At 45.4% G+C, this 18,821-nt stretch carries 18 protein-coding genes and 1 pseudogene; 9 read left to right on the top strand and 10 right to left on the bottom strand.

Annotation, left to right across the window (positions count from 1 at the left end; genetic code table 11):
• The first annotated feature begins 197 nt into the window (after positions 1 to 197).
• The gene (locus AB6D06_RS10595) at positions 198 to 1,097 is read left to right on the top strand and encodes a DMT family transporter (protein ID WP_372110189.1); all 900 of its coding nucleotides are present in this window, start codon (positions 198 to 200) and stop codon (positions 1,095 to 1,097) included.
• On the opposite strand, the gene AB6D06_RS10600 is transcribed toward AB6D06_RS10595, so the two are convergent.
• On the bottom strand, positions 1,094 to 1,996 hold the full coding sequence (locus tag AB6D06_RS10600; RefSeq protein WP_017059462.1) for a LysR family transcriptional regulator: 903 nt from the start codon (positions 1,994 to 1,996) through the stop codon (positions 1,094 to 1,096). The genes AB6D06_RS10595 and AB6D06_RS10600 overlap by 4 nt on opposite strands.
• Positions 1,997 to 2,184: 188 nt before the next feature.
• On the opposite strand from AB6D06_RS10600, the gene AB6D06_RS10605 reads away from it, so the two are divergent.
• A complete protein-coding gene (locus AB6D06_RS10605; RefSeq protein ID WP_372110190.1) occupies positions 2,185 to 4,257 on the top strand; it encodes an alkyl/aryl-sulfatase in 2,073 nt (690 codons plus the stop codon).
• A 127-nt stretch (positions 4,258 to 4,384) separates the two neighbouring features.
• Here the strand turns inward: AB6D06_RS10605 and AB6D06_RS10610 are convergent, their stop codons facing one another.
• Both AB6D06_RS10610 and AB6D06_RS10615 read right to left on the bottom strand, forming a co-directional pair.
• A complete protein-coding gene (locus AB6D06_RS10610; RefSeq protein WP_017059460.1) occupies positions 4,385 to 4,795 on the bottom strand; it encodes a LysR family transcriptional regulator in 411 nt (136 codons plus the stop codon).
• A gap of 9 nt (positions 4,796 to 4,804) precedes the next feature.
• Entirely contained in the window at positions 4,805 to 6,178 is a 1,374-nt protein-coding gene (locus AB6D06_RS10615; RefSeq protein ID WP_017064035.1) for an MATE family efflux transporter, read from the bottom strand.
• 446 nt (positions 6,179 to 6,624) lie between these two features.
• On the opposite strand from AB6D06_RS10615, the pseudogene AB6D06_RS10620 reads away from it, so the two are divergent.
• The 3 genes and pseudogenes from AB6D06_RS10620 to AB6D06_RS10630 form a co-directional block, all read left to right on the top strand.
• Positions 6,625 to 6,783 (top strand): annotated as a pseudogene (locus AB6D06_RS10620) (enoyl-CoA hydratase/isomerase family protein); the annotation flags it as partial.
• Between the two features lie 210 nt (positions 6,784 to 6,993).
• Complete coding sequence (locus AB6D06_RS10625; RefSeq protein WP_102320416.1) at positions 6,994 to 7,815, top strand: SDR family NAD(P)-dependent oxidoreductase; 822 nt, start codon at positions 6,994 to 6,996, stop codon at positions 7,813 to 7,815.
• A 217-nt stretch (positions 7,816 to 8,032) separates the two neighbouring features.
• Positions 8,033 to 8,908 (top strand): radical SAM protein, encoded by an 876-nt coding sequence (locus AB6D06_RS10630; protein WP_017067570.1) that lies wholly within the window; start codon positions 8,033 to 8,035, stop codon positions 8,906 to 8,908.
• Between the two features lie 90 nt (positions 8,909 to 8,998).
• On the opposite strand, the gene AB6D06_RS10635 is transcribed toward AB6D06_RS10630, so the two are convergent.
• The 3 genes from AB6D06_RS10635 to ascF all read right to left on the bottom strand — a co-directional run bounded on the left by AB6D06_RS10635 (position 8,999) and on the right by ascF (position 12,628).
• Positions 8,999 to 9,616: a bifunctional 4-hydroxy-2-oxoglutarate aldolase/2-dehydro-3-deoxy-phosphogluconate aldolase gene (locus tag AB6D06_RS10635; RefSeq protein ID WP_065583747.1), complete on the bottom strand. Its 618-nt coding sequence runs from the start codon at positions 9,614 to 9,616 to the stop codon at positions 8,999 to 9,001.
• A 31-nt stretch (positions 9,617 to 9,647) separates the two neighbouring features.
• Positions 9,648 to 11,078: a 6-phospho-beta-glucosidase gene (gene ascB, locus AB6D06_RS10640; protein ID WP_372101129.1), complete on the bottom strand. Its 1,431-nt coding sequence runs from the start codon at positions 11,076 to 11,078 to the stop codon at positions 9,648 to 9,650.
• 71 nt (positions 11,079 to 11,149) lie between these two features.
• Complete coding sequence (gene ascF, locus AB6D06_RS10645; protein ID WP_017064040.1) at positions 11,150 to 12,628, bottom strand: PTS cellobiose/arbutin/salicin transporter subunit IIBC; 1,479 nt, start codon at positions 12,626 to 12,628, stop codon at positions 11,150 to 11,152.
• Positions 12,629 to 12,870: 242 nt separating this feature from the next.
• Here ascF and AB6D06_RS10650 point away from each other — a divergent pair, with 242 nt between their 5' ends.
• Entirely contained in the window at positions 12,871 to 13,395 is a 525-nt protein-coding gene (locus AB6D06_RS10650; protein WP_372110191.1) for a gluconokinase, read from the top strand.
• Positions 13,392 to 15,188: a phosphogluconate dehydratase gene (gene edd, locus AB6D06_RS10655; RefSeq protein ID WP_372110192.1), complete on the top strand. Its 1,797-nt coding sequence runs from the start codon at positions 13,392 to 13,394 to the stop codon at positions 15,186 to 15,188. The genes AB6D06_RS10650 and edd overlap by 4 nt, the downstream gene beginning before the upstream one ends.
• A gap of 73 nt (positions 15,189 to 15,261) precedes the next feature.
• On the opposite strand, the gene AB6D06_RS10660 is transcribed toward edd, so the two are convergent.
• Positions 15,262 to 16,269, bottom strand: coding sequence for a LacI family DNA-binding transcriptional regulator (locus tag AB6D06_RS10660; protein WP_017059450.1), 1,008 nt, complete (start codon positions 16,267 to 16,269; stop codon positions 15,262 to 15,264).
• A gap of 144 nt (positions 16,270 to 16,413) precedes the next feature.
• Positions 16,414 to 17,115 (bottom strand): biotin/lipoate A/B protein ligase family protein, encoded by a 702-nt coding sequence (locus AB6D06_RS10665; RefSeq protein WP_372110193.1) that lies wholly within the window; start codon positions 17,113 to 17,115, stop codon positions 16,414 to 16,416.
• A 185-nt stretch (positions 17,116 to 17,300) separates the two neighbouring features.
• Here AB6D06_RS10665 and AB6D06_RS10670 point away from each other — a divergent pair, with 185 nt between their 5' ends.
• Entirely contained in the window at positions 17,301 to 17,585 is a 285-nt protein-coding gene (locus AB6D06_RS10670) for a hypothetical protein (RefSeq protein ID WP_017059448.1), read from the top strand.
• The gene (locus tag AB6D06_RS10675) at positions 17,582 to 17,860 is read left to right on the top strand and encodes a type II toxin-antitoxin system mRNA interferase toxin, RelE/StbE family (RefSeq protein WP_017064043.1); all 279 of its coding nucleotides are present in this window, start codon (positions 17,582 to 17,584) and stop codon (positions 17,858 to 17,860) included. The genes AB6D06_RS10670 and AB6D06_RS10675 overlap by 4 nt, the downstream gene beginning before the upstream one ends.
• A 149-nt stretch (positions 17,861 to 18,009) precedes the next feature.
• Here the strand turns inward: AB6D06_RS10675 and AB6D06_RS10680 are convergent, their stop codons facing one another.
• Both AB6D06_RS10680 and AB6D06_RS10685 read right to left on the bottom strand, forming a co-directional pair.
• On the bottom strand, positions 18,010 to 18,297 hold the full coding sequence (locus tag AB6D06_RS10680) for a type II toxin-antitoxin system RelE/ParE family toxin (protein ID WP_017064044.1): 288 nt from the start codon (positions 18,295 to 18,297) through the stop codon (positions 18,010 to 18,012).
• Complete coding sequence (locus AB6D06_RS10685; RefSeq protein ID WP_011080399.1) at positions 18,294 to 18,575, bottom strand: type II toxin-antitoxin system Phd/YefM family antitoxin; 282 nt, start codon at positions 18,573 to 18,575, stop codon at positions 18,294 to 18,296. The genes AB6D06_RS10680 and AB6D06_RS10685 overlap by 4 nt, the downstream gene beginning before the upstream one ends.
• Positions 18,576 to 18,821 lie beyond the last annotated feature (246 nt).

Consider the following 18,821-nt stretch of genomic DNA (forward strand, 5'->3'; position numbering starts at 1 on the left):
TTTGTTTGCCTAAGTTTGATGTCTAACGCTAGATTACTCATCAAATAAGGAACTATAAACAGAACGAAATTCATCGAAATTGTTCCTGATTAACGGACTCGATTTTATGTCCATAACTGCACAGTATTGGTATCTATGTTTGTGTAATAGTTATCTTTCCTCCATAGTCGGGTTTTACACATTCTGAGATATAAGCCGTGAACTTTCTAAAATTAATAACTCTCGCTGCGATATGGGGCGGTTCGTTTCTGTTCATGAGAATTGCCGCTAATCCATTGGGCCCAGCAGTGTTAATTGAAGCAAGAGTACTGTTTGCAGCAATCACGCTAATGTTGGTGTCTTTGTATTTAAGAAAAAAGCTGACGTTCAACACTCATGCTAAACACTTCTTTATTCTTGGGCTGTTTAATACCGCAGTTCCCTTTTTACTGTTCGCTTATGCCGCGCAAACACTTAACGCTTCGACCCTAGCCATCTTGAATTCTACCGCGCCAATATGGGCGGCAATCATTGGTGCGATATGGATTAAAACAGCACTCGAGGCGAGAGTTCTAGTAGGACTTGGGATTGGGGTAGCGGGAGTAGGAGTACTCGTTGGTTGGGATGCGATAAACATTGGCCATGAGGCTGTACTTCCGATTTTTGCTGCGGTGATGGCCGCGTTTAGCTACGGAATAGCTTCAAACTATACCAAACAAGCCCCTAAAGTTGAGGCATTCAACAATGCTCATGGCAGCATGTGGGCTGCGGTATTGCTGGTTTTGCCGTTTGTATTCTTTATTCCGATGAGAGAAACACCCGACGTTACGATCACTACATCGGTTGTCTTATTAGGCGCGGTATGTACTGGGTTAGCGTATCTACTTTACTTCAATCTCGTCTCTGAACTCGGCGCACCTTCAGCCCTGTCCGTGACCTTCATCATTCCGGTATTTGGTATTCTATGGGGTAACTTATTCTTAGATGAAGCAATTGGCATCAATACGATTGTTGGTTCAATTCTGGTTATCACCGGCACCATGTTGGTGACAGGAATGACGCCTTCTAAGATGATAGAGAGCGCCAAACAGAAACGAGCAGCAAGAGCGGCTCGTTAATCAGCCATATATTGCTGAATCTTGTTTCTCAGCCACTGATGAGCAGGGTTCAAATCGGTTCTTTTATGCCAAATCATGTATTGCTGCATAGGTAAGATTTCAAACGGCTGATCAAGGACTTGAAGCTGGAAGGATTCGGAAAATTGATTGGCAAAATCACGCGATGTACTGCCGACACAATCTGAGCCCGATACCAGCACACACATGGTCATCAGCGAGTCACACTCGGCACTCACTTTTCTCTGTTTCAGTGGCGACTTGGTAAAATAATCTGCCGTGTATAAACGGGTTCGACGCATTCTAAAAGTAACATGCTTTTCGTTGTAATATTGCTCTTGCGTCACAGAGCCATTGATTCTCGGATGCCCCTTTCGAGCTATCAGCACCAACTCATCTTCAATCATCGGCTGCTTCATGTAGCCGTTAACTTGCGGGTAATGGATATCAATCGCTAAATCAGCTTGTTGCATGCTCAAGCCTTGCAATAATTCTTCTTCGTTGTTCGGCACCATATTGAATTCAATCGAGATATTGCCCAACGTCTCATCTTGCTCGACGAGAGGTTGAAGCTTGGTTAATCCAATCTCATTCACCAGGATACGAAACACATGATGCTGCTGATTATCAAATGTCTTTAAAGTGCTTACTGCGCTGCTTATCCCTTCTAGAGCAGGCTCTACTCGGTCTGCCAATTGCACCGCAGCGTTAGTCGGAATAATCCCACGCCCTTCACGAATAAACAGGTCGGTATCAAGCTGAGATTGCAATCGCTTCAATGCCCCGCTAACCCCAGGCTGAGTCATACCAAGCGATTCTGATGCAAGCGTGATCGACTTTAATCGATACACTTCTAAGAACACGCTCAATAGATTTAAATCCAACTTTTCCACGTCGCTCACCGTTACTCTCCCTGTCAATGTGGTCTTAATCAATCATAGGTCAGGATTCGCCTTCGTTCCCCAACCATTGCATGACTCAATACATAGCCAATCGTGATGTATTAAATAAAGCTTACTTTATTTTTTGCTATATGTCTTATTCCTATAATCGCCTCAACGAAACAAAATTCTGAAATGAAGAGGCTCTTATGACGACTTCACGCACGTTCAAAAATGCATCACTGTTCCTAGCTATCTCGCTCGCATTCCCTGCAGTTGCAGCTAACCATGACCACGCACACTTCAGCGAAATTGGCGACCAAGGTGGCAAAAGCGCAACCGAGATGACGACTAAGGCAAACCAAGAGTTCGCAAAAACACTTAACTTTGCCGACACTCGCGCTTTCGACAATAACAACAAGGGTCTTATTGCTAGCTTCGACCAAGAGACGGGCGACATCATTCGCAATAGCTTTAACTTTATCGACCCAAGTGTGACGAATGCAGACCAAGCACCAGATTCAGTAAACCCTTCACTGTGGCGCCAAGCGGTATTGAACCAAGCAGCAGAAGGCTTATATGAAGTTGTTCCGGGTAAAGTTTACCAAGTTCGAGGTGCTGACTTAGCGTCTATCTCTTTCATTCGTAGTGACAACGGTTGGATCGCTTACGACGTTCTTCTTACCAAAGAAGCGGCCGCTAAATCACTCAAATTCTTCAAGAGCAATGTGCCTGATGGCGGCGAACTGCCCGTCGTTGCTATGATTTACTCTCACTCGCACGCTGATCACTTTGGTGGCGCAAGAGCAATCAAAGACGCATACCCAGATGTAAAAGTGTACGGTTCGAAAAACATTACTAAAGAGATCGTCGACGAAAACGTATTGGCGGGTAATGCAATGTCTCGTCGTACCGCTTATCAGTATGGTGCAACCCTGAACCGACACGAGCACGGTATTGTTGATGCTGCACTGTCGAAAGGCCTATCAACCGGTAGCATTACTTACGTACTGCCAGACTACGAGCTGAACCATAACGAAGAGATTGAAACTCTGGTTATTGACGGCCTAGAAATGCAATTCATGGATGCTTCAGGTACCGAAGCGGCCTCTGAAATGGTGACATATATTCCAAGCATGAAAGCACTTTGGACTGGCGAACTGACCTACCAAGGCATGCACAACCTGTACACGCTGCGTGGCGCTAAAGTACGTGACGGCTTGAAATGGTCTGAGAAGATCAACGAGATGTTAATCACTTGGGGTGAAGAAACAGAGGTGTTGTTTGCGTCTCACTCATCGCCAATCTGGGGCGAACAAGAGATCTCTGATTACCTAAAAATGCAGCGTGACGCTTACGGTTTTACTCATAACCAAACGCTTCGCTTAGCCAATAACGGCGTGGTTCTGCAAGACATCGGTGACGAGATTTACAAGGTCATGCCAGACAGCATCCAACAGTCTTGGCACACCAACGGTTACCACGGTACTTACTCTCACAATGCTCGCGCTGTGTACAACATGTATCTTGGTTACTTCGACATGAACCCAGCTAACCTAAACCCACTACCAATCAAGCCAGAGTCAGTGAAGTTTGTTGAGTACATGGGCGGCAGCGACGCTGTGATTGAAAAAGCACAGCAAGATTTCCAAGAAGGTGAATACCGCTTCATTGCAACAGCACTGAATAAGGTGATTCAAGCTGAGCCAGAGAACAAAGTTGCACGTGGCTTATTGGCAGATACATACGAGCAGTTGGGTTATCAATCAGAAGGTGCAGGTTGGAGAAACATCTACCTAACCGGCGCTCAAGAGCTTCGTATTGGCACACAACCGGGCGCACCGAAAACTGCATCTCCGGATGTGTTAGCGAACATGACGATTGAAAACCTACTCGATTACTTAGCCGTAAAAGTGGATTCGCTAAAAGCACAAGAAACACCATTTACATTGAATATTCAGTTGCCTGATGTAAAAGAGTTCTACTACGTTGAGATGTCTAACGGCAACCTGAACAACATCCAAGTATCAGAGCTGCAAGATGCGGATACGACACTGATCATCAATAAGTCTGACGTGTCTGACATCGTGCTTAAGAAAACAAGCCTTGGAAAACTGTTAGAAGACGGACAAGCAGGCGTGAAAGGTGATAAGACATCACTTAACAAACTGCTGTCTTCACTGACAGAAGCTGACACCTCTTTTGAGATTGTACCGCGCCCAAGTAAAGGCGAAGAAGTTGATGCAGAGCTATACCAAGATTCAGCGGTACACGCTCATTAAACGCCGGATACACTAAATAAAAACAACAGCAGTTAGCTAGAAAAACGTTCTATAAAGAACATAAAAACAAGCCCCTCCCTTTTGGTTGGGGCTTTCTTATTTGTTCTCAATATATGCTTCTGAATCGCTATTGAGTTTGCCCGTTTACGTCGCAATCCCAATAAGAAGGTGAACCATAATATTGAACAAAGTAATCGATAAATACGCGCACCTTTGGTGCAAGTAACTGAGCACTCGGGTATACCGCCCAGATAGCCGCCTCATCCTTTAAAGGGTAATCCGGCAACACCTCAACCAGCGAACCTTCCGCGAGCTGCTTGTATGCTATCCAACTCGCGCACATGGCAATGCCCAAGCCATCGACACATACATCCCTTACCGCTTCACCGTGATCGACGCGGATAGCACCTAGGCTCTCTTCGAGTTTTCCGATATGAATACTGGCTACCGGAGGTGACAACCCAAGCTCTTGTCCTGCTTGACCTATATTGTGCGTAGACGCGAGTCGCACAAACAATTTTAGATGTTCAATGTTCATCAATAATGGCTAGCCTGCGCTGAGTACACGCTGCTTATTGGCCGCAGCGGCACGGGGAATAATGTGAGTTTTAATATAGGCATTAAGCTTAAACCATGCAAAAGCGCCCGCTAAAACATTGGCGACTGTCGCAGCAATAACCGCATTGACCATGTCTCCGGTTATCGAGCCGATCCATAAAGCGGGAATGTAGAAAACAAACAAGCGTAGGAAAGAGACATTCAAAGCTTTACGCGGCACACCCAAGGCATTAAAGACCGACGCAACCAACATGCAAAGCCCAAGCGGCCCATAGCTGAACGGTATAAATAACAAGGTCACTTCAAACCAGCTGCGTATGCTTTGTTCTTCCGAGATAACAGGAATAATCCAGCCACTAAACAGCGCCAACAATGTTGCCATCACGGTGTGGAAAACCAATAAGAACTTCGCTGTTGTATTCAATAGCTCAGGGATTTTGCATCGCTGCTGCGCCCCTAGGTAACGACCAATCATAGGCGGGATAGACATCGTCAGAGCAAGAGAAAACACCAGCATAAAACTTTCAACACGGGCGAGTAAGCTCCAAAAAGCCATCTCATCGGTTCCGATTCTCGCAATCAATAGCATTGAGAAGAACGCGCTGACCGCAGGTAATATCTGATTCGCAGTGGTTGGCATTACCGTCTTGAATAACTCAAAACTGTAGCCTTTGATTCGGTTACTGCACGCGCCATTGAAGCCAAACCAACCTTTGCCGCGAGACTTGATTAGCATGTAGATTGCGCCGAAAGCGTAGCCAATGCTCGATGCGATCGCCGCCCCTGCGATGCCCATATCCAATCCAAAGATCAGAATAGGGTCGAGAATTAGGTTAATCACGCTAGCAGCCAAGAACATGCTTCCGGTTGTTTTGGTATCGCCATTGGCACGATAAACGCAGGTGGCCAGATAAAGCACCGCCACCATCAATGCACTGAACAACCACAGTGGCCAGTACACATTAAAAATAGACAGCATGGATTGGTATTGAGCGTCAGAGACATCATTCACAAACGACGCAAAAACAGAATCGCTAAAAACAATCAGCCCTATGCAGATCAAAGCAATCACCAACACTCCAAATCCAACCGACAGCGTCGCAATTGAAGTAGATTTACGTTGTTCTTTTGCCCCTACCGCTTGAGAAATAATGGACGTTGCCGCCACACCGATGCCCACTTGAACACCGGTAAACGCTGCTTGAAATGGCAAGGTGATACCGTGAACCGCCAATTCATTCACCCCTAGCTGACCAATAAAGATCGAATCGACCAATTGAACCATCATGATCGCAAACACACCCAGCGTCAGTGGCAGCGTTTTCTCAATAATGGTTTTCAAAGTCGCGGATCTCATCTGCATAAGTCGGTTCACTCTTGTCTGTACCTTGGGGCTAATTACCTAGTTGAGCAGTATACGAAGCTAAATGAAAAGGATAAGAGCGCCAGACAAGGAATGAGTTTTTAGATTTCGTTGACAATCGAATTAGCAAGATACCTTCAACGTTAAAATATCCATCTAAGACACTGAATAAATTGAAATTATCAAACGCGCCAACACTCTTAATAATTCGTTAATAGTGTTTCGTTTAATGGTTAATTGTTGGTTCGAACATTCCTCGCTAGCCTGAATTTAGGTCGCATTCACACTGAATAGGCTGAAATGAAATCTCTCAGAAGGAATATGGAAATGGTATATCAAGGTTATACAACGTTTAAAGCTCAAGCCGAGGATGGAATTCTTACCGTCACTTTTGACTTCGGTACTGTGAATGTTCAAGGGCAAGAGACTTTGATGCTGACGAAGCCGAAGCACTCAAAGCGGAAGCTTATTGGTTGTATCAAGCTACGAGCAAAACCCCTGCGGTTAAGCGCTTCCAAATTGCCGATGAGCAAGGCCTAGAGCACGATATGGAAAACCAACGTAACTGGGAAACTCTGGTTATGAACGTTCAAGACATCAAATAACTCGGTCACTTCTCTTAATTTGGGTCAGTCACAAACTGACCCATTGTCTTACTTAATCGTTAAACGCCAACGGTTAACCACCAAGTGTTAAAATGGTCATTATTTGCCCCATAGACTCACATTTGAGTCTTCAGCTTGTGAGCCAAATGCAACTATGTGTCATTAATCTTTGTTATAACGTTGTTCAAACTATTTTTTGAAGGACGGAATATGCAAAAAATAATTCTGATCACAGGTGCCACGGATGGCATTGGTTTAGAGACCGCAAAAGCACTAACGCAGCAAGGGCACCATGTTCTAATTCATGGCCGCAACCCAGCTAAGGTCAATAAAGTCGTGACCGCTCTGTCTCGCCTGTCTAAGAATGCAATCATCGAAAGCTACATCGCAGACCTATCGACGCTCTCTGAAGTTGAGGCGCTCGCAACCCAAATCAAAAGCGATCACAAACGACTCGATATACTCATTAACAACGCAGGTGTGTATAAGGTGTCGGACATCACCACTCCAGACAATCTTGATGTGCGTTTTGTCGTAAACACCATTGCGCCGTATCTACTGACACAAAAGCTGCTTCCTCTTTTTGATGCGACAGGTCGTATCGTCAACCTATCTTCAGCAGCCCAAGCACCCGTAGATCTAGATGCATTAATCAGTCCGAATGCGGGCGAACTTGATGGTCCGGTTTACGCGCAAAGTAAGCTGGCGCTAACGATGTGGTCCATCGAATTAGCCAATACTCTTTTAGACAAAGGCACCGCAATTATCCCTGTAAACCCAGCTTCTTTCCTTGGTAGTAAATTAGTGAAAGATGCTTATGGCGTTGATGGCAACGACCTTGCGATTGGAGCCGATATTCTTTGTCGTGCTGCGCTCAGTGATGAGTTTGCCAACGCTTCTGGTCAATATTTTGATAATGATTCTGGGTTGTTCAAAGACCCGCACGCCGACGCATTAGACAACACTAAGAACCACAAGCTGGTGACAGTGCTTAATCAATTACTCGAAGAAAAGCTGTGCGTTACGCACTGATCATTCATTAGTAAAAAACGACCACTAACACTCCCCCCCACCACCACACACACAATCCAAGCCGCAGTTCTATCTATACAGACAAAGAACTGCGCGCTCTTTCGATTATTAAGATTTCTTTAATACTGATTCCCCGCTTTGCCCAATTATCACCCAAGATGCAGATTGCTAAACTTGCCCCCGTCGAAACAACACAGGCTACGGCCGAGGAGCATTTATGCGTTTTGAAGGTAAAGTTTATCGTCCTTGGATGGAAGCAGAGAGCGTACTCATCCAGACAACATTGGGGTGCAGTAATAACCAGTGTACCTTCTGCACGATGTTTGATGATAAGCGTTTCAAAGTAAGAGACATCAAAGACATCTTTGAAGATATTGATGCGGCGAGAAAAATCTACCCGCATGTTGAATCTATCTTTTTGGTCGATGGTAATGTGATGGCGATTAGAACCGAGATGCTGATTTCGATTCTGGATTACATCAAGATCACCTTCCCAGAGATCAAGAACATCTCTCTGTATTCAGGGTTCAATGACTTCCGTCGTAAGAGCTTGTCTGAATTAAAAGAGATTAAGTCGGCAGGTTTAAGCATGGCCTATTCAGGCTTGGAGTCCGGTGACCCAATTTTGCTTGAACGCATTCAAAAGCGCATGACGCGTGAGCATGCGATTGAAGGAATGAACCTAGCCCGTGAAGCAGACATCAAGGTACTGGCTTCTTTCATCTTTGGCCTTGGCGGCAAAGAGCGTTCTATAGAGCATGCGATTAATACCACCAGCTTGTTGAACATCATGCAGCCAGATGCGATTGCACCGATGGCTTTAGCCGTTCAACCGGGATCGGTATTGGAAAAAGAAGTAAACCGTGGCGAGTTTGTTTTACCAACGCCATTGCAGATTCTGGAAGAAGAAAAATACTTGCTCGAAAACCTAGAAGATTTCGATTGCTACTACTGGGGTGACCACGGCAATAACATCTCACCAATGCGTGGCATGTTGCCTCAGGCTCGTAAGCCGTTTCTTGATAAGATAAATCAAGACATCGCGCATAACCCAATCACTAAGCAAAACGTCATTAAAACCTTTGCTTGGTAACGAGTAACCTCTACATCGTTTGAAGCAGCCACAAAAAGGGCCAGTGTCAGCTGGCCCTTTCATTTTCTAGCTATGTATCTCTCTATCGAACTATCTGGAGCCGACCGCTCGGACTAATTCTGCGATTCCATCCCAATCACCCTTGTCCATTTTGTCTGTCGGTACCATCCAAGTTCCACCGCAGGCAACGACTGATTTCAGTGCTAAGTAAGACTCAACGTTCGCTGGGCTTACACCGCCTGTAGGCATAAAGTTAACCGGGTAAACAGCCGTCAACGCTTTCAACATTGCGACACCGCCAGATGGCTCGGCAGGGAAGAACTTTAGTGTCTTAAGCCCCATTTCCATTGCTTGTTCAACCAAGCTTGGGTTACTCACTCCAGGAACAATCGTAACCCCTCTTTGCTGACAGTATTTGACTGTGGTTGGATTCAAACCTGGGCTGACAATGAAATCAACACCCGCATTAATGGCAGTATCCACCTGCTCTGTAGTCAGCACAGTACCTGCGCCAATCAGTAACTCAGGGTAAGCTTCACGCATCAAACGAATCGACTCTGCTGCCGCTTCTGTACGAAATGTCACTTCAGCACAAGGCAAGCCATTTTCAACCAGTACTTTCGCAAGCGGCACAGCCTGAGCAACGTCATTAATGGCGATCACCGGAACGATGCGAATATCTCTGAGTCGCTGTTCAATTGTTTTCATTGTTCATTTCTCTCATTATCAAACAGACAAATTAAGCCAAGTCGCTGCCGTTGCTTGCGATCACTTTTTTGTACCAGTGGAATGACTTTTTAGGAATACGATTTAACGTACCATTGCCTAGGTTGTCTCTGTCCACGTAGATAAACCCATAGCGCTTGCTCATCTCTCCGGTCGACGCCGCAACAAGATCGATACAACCCCAAGGTGTGTAACCCATCAATGGTACACCGTCTTCCATTGCTTCATGCATCGCAACAATGTGCTGACGAAGGTAATCAATGCGGTAATCATCGTTCACTTCTCCAGTGTCATCCAAGGTATCACGAGCACCTAAGCCATTTTCTACCAAGAAAAGTGGTTTCTGGTAACGGTCATAGAGTGTGTTCATCGTAATTCGAAGACCTGTAGGGTCAATGACCCAGCCCCAATCACTTGCTGGAAGATGAGGGTTTTTGATGGACTTAACGACGTTCGCTGCACTCGTATTTCCTGCATTCATATCAGCGGAAGCACAGCGTGAAGCGTAATAACTGAAAGAAATGAAATCGACAGTATTTTTCAGAATCTCGAAATCTTCTTCTTGTGTTTCAAGCACCACACCTTTGTTATCAAACACTTTTTGAGCATAAGATGGGTAGTAACCACGCGATTGAACATCGATAAAGAACAGGTTCTCGCGGTCTTTTTCCATAGCCATCAGCACATCTTCTGGCTTACATGAATATGGATAGAAGTTACCGCCCGCCAGCATACAACCCACTTGGTTTTGCTCATCAACTTCATGGGCAATCTTGGTTACCAAAGCGCTTGCTACTAGCTCATGGTGAGCTGCTTGGTACTTCACTTGATCGTGATTTTCGCCTTCCTGAAACAACAATCCAGCACCAGAAAACGGGCTCGCTAGTAAGATATTGATTTCGTTGAAAGTTAACCAGTATTTCACCAAGCCTTTGTAGTTTTCGAAACAGGTTCTCGCGTAACGGCTAAAGAACTCAATCATCTTACGATTACGCCACGAACCATACTCGTTGACCAAGTGCATAGGCACATCGAAATGGCACAAGGTAACGAGCGGCTCAATACCGTATTTCTTACACTCTTCAAAAACATCACGGTAAAAATCTAAGCCAGCTTGGTTCGGCTCTAGCTCGTCACCTTTTGGAAAGATTCGGCTCCAAGCGATGGATACGCGGAAGACTTTAAATCCCATCTCTGCCAGCAAGGCGATGTCTTCTTTGTAACGGTGATAAAAGTCTATCGCGTTATGGCTTGGGTAGAACTCGTCTTCGCTGAGCGTCACCTTATCAACCTGACCAAGCTTAATTGGCATGCGGTTCTCACCATAAGGGATCATATCTACGGTTGTTAGGCCTTTACCACCCGCTAAGTGAGCGCCTTCAGACTGGTTTGCAGCAATAGCGCCGCCCCATAAGAAATCTTCGGGAAATTGAATGTTTGACATCGAATACCTCGGAAACAATAAAAGTCACCTTACGCTGAAGTAAGGTGACTGAATAAATTAATCAATTCTAATTAAGACGCGGACACTACTGTCGGCTTGTCTTCTGCCTTACCAGCTTCTTTGTTTGCTGACTCTGAAGTTGCTTTCTCATCGGCATCATCTTCTGGAACATCTTCAAAGCCTAAAACTAGGGTTAGAACAAATGACAGAACAATAGACAATGCGATCAGACCGAACACCCAAACGATACTCATTGGGTCATTCACATCGAAGAACTGAACACTCGTAAACAAGCTTGGTGCTGCCATCGAGTGACTCGCAAGGCCACCCATGCCCGCTAATGCACCTACGATAAAACCAGTAATCATTGTTGCGATAAGTGGACGTTTCAGACGAACAAGCACGCCGTACAATGCAGGCTCAGAGATACCGGCGAAGATAGCTGAAGCACCTGCGGCTAATGATGTCTGCTTTAGTGCGCTGTTTTTGGTTTTGTAAGCAACAGCCAGACACGCACCACCCATACCGAGGTTGGCACCGATTTCTGAAGGCATAACCATACCTTCACGACCCGTCTCAGCAATGGTTTGAATAATCGTTGGAGTAAATACACGGTGCATACCAGTAAGAACAAGTAGAGGCCACAGTGCGCCCATGATAGCAACCGACAACCAACCTAATGTGTCATGAATTGTGTAAACAAGCGCTGAAAGTGCAGTACCAACCCAAATACCAAATGGACCGATAAGTACGATAGCAACCGGAGCTGCAATCAATACGATAAGCATAGGTTTCAGGAAGTTTTTAGTCACAGCAGGGGTAATGCTATCTACCCAACGTTCTATGTAAGAAAGAGCCCAAGTCATCACAAGTACAGGAATAACCGTGTAGGTGTATTTCACTGACGTGATTGGGATACCGAAGAAATCAACGTGCTTGCCTTCTGCTGCTTGCGCCATCAATTCCATAAAGTTCGGGTGGATTAAGACACCGGCAATCGCAATGGAAAGAGACATATTGGTCTTGAATTTGATCGATGCGGAAGCAGCAACCATAACCGGTAGGAAGAAGAAGGCGCCATCGCCAATCGCTTTCAAGATAATCAAGGTAGGTGCATTTGGCTCAACCCAGCCCAGCATCTCAAGTACCATGGCGAGCAGCTTGACCATTGAAGCGCCAATGATTGCTGGGATAAGAGGCGACATGGTACCAACCAGTGCGTCCAACATTTTCGCACCAATTGACTTAGCCGTTAGCTTCTCTTTTTTAGCAGGAACCTCTGACTCAGATACAGTGGATAGCTCACAAAGCGCCATCACTTCTTTGTATGCATACGATACCTCGTTACCAATGATAACTTGTACTTTGTCTCCATTATCAACAACACCCATCACACCTTTCAGTGCTTTTAGCTTGTTAATATCGACGCCATCTTGGCTGTGTAAAACGAATCGTAGTCGAGTCATACAGTGTGTTAGGGCAGCCACATTTGTCTTGCCCCCAAGATGCTCAACAACAGATTTCGCAATTGCGCGGTAATCGTTGGCCATTTTATCCCCCAAAGATCTCTTTCCAGTGATTTTTAAACGCGAATATAGTGAGATGTGACTAATTTTCCGTCAGTAGGATGCAAAAACAATCACAATTGTTGTGAATTGTTGTTTTGTGTCCTTCATCACACTTCCTTAAGTTACCGGTAACATGTTACCGGTAACGATTATAAGATAAAGCCATATTTACAAGCGATGTTCAAAATTGAGATCACGCGCAAATTTGTTAAGAGGATTGAGTTATGGCTGGTAGTAGTGTCATCGTCATGGGTGTCAGTGCTTGTGGGAAAAGCACGATAGGCGAGCAGTTGGCAAAAAAACTTGGGCGTAAGTTCATTGATGGTGACGACCTTCATCCTCGAGCAAACATTCAAAAAATGGCGTCAGGCCAACCTCTTAATGATGATGATCGCATTCCATGGCTGGAACGCGTTCGTGATGCAGCGTACAGCCTAGAAAGTAAAAATGAGCACGGCATTATTGTGTGTTCTGCGTTGAAGAAGAAGTACCGCGACCAAATTCGCGAAGGGAACAAAAACCTCACCTTTCTCTTTTTAGATGGCAACATTGGCCTGATCTTGCATCGAATGCGTCAGCGCCAAGGCCACTTCATGAAAGAGAACATGATTAAAAGCCAGTTCGAAACATTAGAAAGACCCGATCACGAGCCAGATACGGTTGTCATCAGCATTGATGGCGATATTGATGACGTTGTGGACTGTGCTGCGATTGTGCTTTCAATGACTGATGAGGCAGAAACAGCATGACCCTTCCAACCATCCAAGCGGTGACTCAACGATTAATTGAACGAAGCAAAGAGACTCATGAAGCGTTTCTAAACCGAACCCAACACCAAGCCTCTGCTGGCAAAGGTGGTAAAGGGCTTTCTTGCGGCAACTTGGCTCATGCTGTCGCAGCTTCTTGCTCCGATGAGAAACGCTCGATTCTTGATCTCACTAAATCCAATGTGGCGTTAATCAGCTCTTACAACGATATGTTAAGCGCTCACCAGCCGTATCAACACTATCCAGATCAGATCAAAAAGGCGTTAGCTAAGTTCGGCCACACCTCTCAAGTAGCAGGCTGTGTTCCTGCGATGTGCGACGGGGTAACTCAAGGGCAACCAGGCATGGATATGTCTTTGTTTTCAAGGGACTTGATTGCTCAATCGACCGCTCTTTCACTGAGTCACAACGTGTTTGATTCAACCCTATTACTTGGTATTTGCGACAAGATAGCTCCAGGACAACTGATGGGCGCGCTCTCTTTTGCACATCTACCCACCGCTTTTGTTCCGGCGGGCTTGATGGCAACGGGCATCAGCAATGATGAGAAAGTACATATTCGCCAAGAATACGCGGCTGGTAAGGTAGGAAAAAGTGCCTTACTGGATATGGAGTGCAACGCTTATCACTCAGCGGGCACCTGCACTTTTTACGGCACAGCCAATACCAATCAGCTGGTATTTGAAGCGATGGGGCTGATGCTTCCGGGCTCAGCGTTTATTCATCCTGACTCTAAATTGCGCGCATCACTCACTCAGCATGCCGCCATTGAAATTGCTTCAATGACACCACAAGCCGCAAACTTCCGCCCGCTTTCTGAAGTCTTTACCGCTAAAAGCTTAATCAATGGCATTGTTGCCCTACTCGCATCAGGTGGCAGCACTAACCACAGCATTCACATGGTCGCAGTAGCACGCGCAGCAGGATTTATTCTGACTTGGCAAGACATCAGCGATCTATCCGATGTAGTGCCTTTACTTGCTCGAGTTTATCCCAACGGTCCAGCAGATATGAATGCGTTCCAAACGGCAGGCGGAGTTCCCGCGCTGCTACGCCGTTTAGATCAAGCCAACTTACTGCACCGAGATGTCACACCTACCTTTGGCTCGTTTGAAGATCAAATGAGTATTCCAGAGCTTGAAAATGGAAAGCTAACGTGGAAAAAGTGCAAACAGTCGGCAGATGCAGAGGTAATTGCAGGCCAAGAACAGGTATTCCAAAGCACAGGCGGAACGCGAGTCCTTTCAGGGAACCTTGGCAACGCAGTGATTAAAGTGTCAGCGGTTGCAGAAGAGCAACGTGTAATAGAAGCACCCGCGGCAGTTTTTGATTGCCAACATAAGGTAGAAGCTGCGTATCAACGAGGTGAGCTCAACAAAGATTGCATTGTTGTGGTGATAAATAATGGACCAGCTGCGAACGGTATGCCTGAACTGCATAAGCTCATGCCGATTCTAGGTAATGTTCAGAAACAAGGGTTTAAAGTGGCTCTGGTTACTGATGGGCGCCTTTCTGGAGCCTCAGGAAAGATCCCATCCGCGATTCATGTCTCACCAGAGGCTATTCGAGGAGGAACTATTGGGCTTGTTTGCGAAGGCGATATCCTGCGCTTAGATTGCGCGAGTGGCGAACTCAATAACCTCAACGACATGCAATCTCGCCAAGCGAAGGTATTTGAGGCAGACGCCAACCAGCAAACCATGGGGCGCAACCTATTTAGCGTGATGCGCCAAAGCGTTTCGAGTGCAGAACAAGGGGCGAGTTTTATCGTCTAACTGTGTCATTACTTAAATGTAAAAGCAAAAGGGGCATCATTTCGATGCCCCTTTCAGTTTCCACGATACTTGGTTAAACGCTTTCGCCATCAGTGATGCGATAGCCCATATCCACTACCGTTTCCGTAACTGGCTCACCTTTCAATCGGGCAAGCAGTAGCTCGGCACTTTTCTTACCTATTTCATAACGTGGCGTATCCACGCTAGTCAGTTTTGGGCGTATGGTTTGACCAATATCTAACGCGTTATAGCCCACCACAGATAGCTGTTGCGGCACTTGGATTCCACGTTGCTGGGCAATGAGCAAGGTACCTATCGCGATGTCATCATTGGTGCAGAACACGCCATCTAGATCTGGGTAATCCGCAAGAGCGCGATCAAGCAGATCTTCAGCCAAAGAGAAGTTAGAGTGCTGTTCAGTCAACACGTGTTTAGGCTCTAATCCAGCCTCATACATCGCTTTGTCATAGCCTTGCAAACGCAACTTGGTTCGCGCATCCAATCGAGCGCCAAAGTAAGCAATAGAGCGTTTACCAGCTTCAATCATTCGCTTCACGACATGGTAAGAAGCATCAATATGGTCCAAGCCAACAACCATATCGATCGGATTGGTTGGGAGTTCCATCGTTTCAACAACAGAAACACCTGAATTCTTGATCATCTGTAACGTGCGGGGGGTGTGGTGGCTTTCCGTCAATATCAACCCATCAACCTGATACGAAAGCAGCGAAGCAATCTTTTCCTCTTCTTCCACAGCATCATAGCTAAAGTGAGCAAGCAACGTCTCGTAGCCATTCTCTTTAGTAACCGTTTCGATACCTTGAACAAACGCGGCAAAGATTTGGTTTGATAACGAAGGGAGCAAGATACCGATCGCTTTACTCGACGATTTAGAGAGCATAGCTGGCGCTTTGTTTTCGATGTATCCCATCTCTTCAATAACCGCTGCAATTTTAACGCGAGTTTTGGCTGCGACTGAATCGGGATTGCGCATGTAACGAGAGACGGTCATCTTTGTGACCCCCACTTTGTCTGCAACATCTTGAAGTGTGGTTCGAGTTTTCTTCTGCTGTTCTGTCATAACTATTTGAACTCTTTATTATGTTACAAGTAACATTATAAAGTTCTCACCGCCTCAAGTTCAACCCATTCGTTCTCATCGACACATAGTATTGAAATCGTTCTACCATCGGCAAATTAGTTTGGCGTTAACGAAAGGTTGGTATCACGCATGCTTGATGAAAGCTTGGCTTAACTGCTGAAAGAGTGAGTCTACGTTGGGTAGAGTTGTCAGATGTGCGGACAACGGAGTATGAACTTGCGCGTCCACCACGGTTGGATTGCCACAAACTTGATTATAAAAATTTACGGGTGCAACGATGTTCTCTAGGTCGACATCCAACAAGATACAAGCTTGCGAAAGTACGATTTGGCCGCCCCCTTGTTTAAGCAAAACACGCTGCGCCGTGCCCACTATTTTTTGTTTATTGATATTGAGGTTGTAGTCACCATCACAATAAGAACCGGGAGTCGCGTGTACATCCACATTGATGCCCAGTTCTTTAAAAAACAGGGTTAAGATATTGCACAGATGTAGATACGCTTTTTGGATGTTGTAGGCTTCATCACGAGGCCAATGGTAAATGTGCGATAAGTTAATGATCCCCGGCAGTTGGGGAACGGGAGCGCCGCCTGTTTTACGTGAGGTGAGTTGCCAACCTTGTGCCGCGAGTTGCTTTCTAGACTCGACCGTCACAGGCCACTTTTTACCTGCGGGCAAAACAAGTGTCGGCGCTTTTGCTTGCCACAACATTAAGGCTTGCCCAATCTCACCCGCCTGAATTTGCTGCAATAATTCAGCTTCTTTTTCAAACGCACGATTAACATCAATGTGCGGGTAACGTACGAGTTTATTCGTTAACTTCAATGCACTTTCCTCTACAGATAGTGGTGACCTACCATTTAACGTTCTACAATGGTTGATGAGATATGGGACTATGTGCGATGAAACATAGCACCAAAAGTTAGTTATTGGCGCCATAGTAGCTTGTCAGTTGCCCATCTCAAAGGTGAGTGCTAACATTTGTACACACACCAATAAAGGAATACATCATGGACACTAGAATTCAATTTCGTGTTGATGAAGAAACAAAACGCCTAGCTCAACAGATGGCTGAGAGCCAAGGTCGCACACTGAGTGGTGCTTGCCGTGAGCTTACTGAGCAACTCGCTGAGCAACAAAGACAAACATTATCTCACGATGCATGGCTAACTGAACAAGTAAACCTAGCATTTGAGAAGTTTGACTCAGGAGAATCCGTTTTCGTTGAACACCAAACTGCTAAATCTCGAATGGAAGAACGCAAAGCCAGAATACGTAATCGAGGTAAGCAATGATTTTATGGGAAGAAGAATCACTCAATGATCGTGAAAGGATCTTTGAGTTTATCTATGACTTCAACCCTGATGCGGCAGAAAACGCTGACAACCTCATTGAAACAAAAGTAGAAAACTTGCTTGAGCAGCCTCTAATGGGTGTACAGAGAGACGGCATTCGTGGGCAATTACTTATAATTCCTGAGATTTCAATGATCGTCTCCTATTGGATCGAAGGCGACATTATCCGAATTATGCGCGTACTCCACCAGAAACAAAAGTTCCCAATGGATTGATTACTTCCTCTGGGCAACTAGCCCAATTAAGGGGTGAACAACGCCTCCACCCAACCTAAAGCATTGTGCCATAAACACTTAACTTGAAGTAGGAGCAAAAGTGCCAAGCGTTGTGAATCCCTCTTAAATTGCTTGTTATAACACAATTGCTACACGTCACTTTCCGTTAGTATCTGACGACAATTTCGTACTGTGAGGACGCGAATTTCATGGCTGAGGCTATATATGATTCGATAGTGACCAAACAAGATTTCGCGGTAATTGGTATGAGGCAGCTCAGGAACCATTCGCCCCATGTCAGGCATACTTGAGAGTAAATCAGTTTTATCAAAAACCTCATTAACCCAGTTTTCTGCCGCCACTGGATTATCCAGTGAAATAAACTCGGCTGCATCACCTAACTTTTGTAATGCTAGTGGTGACCAGACTACTTTCATTTCTTAATGCGCCCCAATACTTGAGCACGAGCGTCTTCATTGGAAACACCTAAACCTGAAGCTAATTGTGCTTCAGCAGTACGCATTTCTTCCAGTAACTCGATCTTCTCTTGCATTGCTTCATATTCTGCAACATCAAGGACAACCGCAACACCCTTACCACGTTGTGTGATAACTAGTGGTCTGCGAGTTTCGTTAATCTGTTTAATAAATGACGTCACGCCAGCACGAAATTCAGACAAAGGCTGAATATCTTGATCAAAATGGATGCGGCTCATATTGAACTCCCTATGGTACAATTTAATGTACAAATAATAGTTCAAATAGCAATTTTGAGCAATAGCCTGATTTTGTGTTATAGCCCTGTTAAGGTGTGAGCAACGCAATACCGATGCTACCGTATACCGCCTTAAACACTGAACGCAACGCATAATAAAAATGCCACGCGTTGCGAATCACTCTTAAATGCTTGTATGGATAATAAGCACTCCAATCGGGTAATGTGAGACCCAGGCTTTAGCTGC

Source organism: Vibrio sp. 10N.239.311.G01, assembly GCF_041465805.1.
In the GTDB taxonomy this organism is placed as follows: Bacteria; Pseudomonadota; Gammaproteobacteria; order Enterobacterales; family Vibrionaceae; genus Vibrio; species Vibrio crassostreae_C.

Bases quoted from the DNA above. Each gene is read 5' to 3' on its own strand.
- AB6D06_RS10650 (WP_372110191.1), top strand. From the start codon at position 12,871: ATGGCTGGTAGTAGTGTCATCGTCATGGGTGTCAGTGCTTGTGGGAAA.
- AB6D06_RS10610 (WP_017059460.1), bottom strand. From the start codon at position 4,795: ATGAACATTGAACATCTAAAATTGTTTGTGCGACTCGCGTCTACGCAC.
- AB6D06_RS10630 (WP_017067570.1), top strand. From the start codon at position 8,033: ATGCGTTTTGAAGGTAAAGTTTATCGTCCTTGGATGGAAGCAGAGAGC.
- ascB (WP_372101129.1), bottom strand. From the start codon at position 11,078: ATGTCAAACATTCAATTTCCCGAAGATTTCTTATGGGGCGGCGCTATT.
- AB6D06_RS10675 (WP_017064043.1), top strand. From the start codon at position 17,582: ATGATTTTATGGGAAGAAGAATCACTCAATGATCGTGAAAGGATCTTT.
- AB6D06_RS10625 (WP_102320416.1), top strand. From the start codon at position 6,994: ATGCAAAAAATAATTCTGATCACAGGTGCCACGGATGGCATTGGTTTA.
- AB6D06_RS10635 (WP_065583747.1), bottom strand. From the start codon at position 9,616: ATGAAAACAATTGAACAGCGACTCAGAGATATTCGCATCGTTCCGGTG.
- AB6D06_RS10670 (WP_017059448.1), top strand. From the start codon at position 17,301: ATGGACACTAGAATTCAATTTCGTGTTGATGAAGAAACAAAACGCCTA.
- AB6D06_RS10615 (WP_017064035.1), bottom strand. From the start codon at position 6,178: ATGCAGATGAGATCCGCGACTTTGAAAACCATTATTGAGAAAACGCTG.
- edd (WP_372110192.1), top strand. From the start codon at position 13,392: ATGACCCTTCCAACCATCCAAGCGGTGACTCAACGATTAATTGAACGA.
- ascF (WP_017064040.1), bottom strand. From the start codon at position 12,628: ATGGCCAACGATTACCGCGCAATTGCGAAATCTGTTGTTGAGCATCTT.
- AB6D06_RS10680 (WP_017064044.1), bottom strand. From the start codon at position 18,297: ATGAAAGTAGTCTGGTCACCACTAGCATTACAAAAGTTAGGTGATGCA.
- AB6D06_RS10605 (WP_372110190.1), top strand. From the start codon at position 2,185: ATGACGACTTCACGCACGTTCAAAAATGCATCACTGTTCCTAGCTATC.
- AB6D06_RS10685 (WP_011080399.1), bottom strand. From the start codon at position 18,575: ATGAGCCGCATCCATTTTGATCAAGATATTCAGCCTTTGTCTGAATTT.
- AB6D06_RS10660 (WP_017059450.1), bottom strand. From the start codon at position 16,269: ATGACAGAACAGCAGAAGAAAACTCGAACCACACTTCAAGATGTTGCA.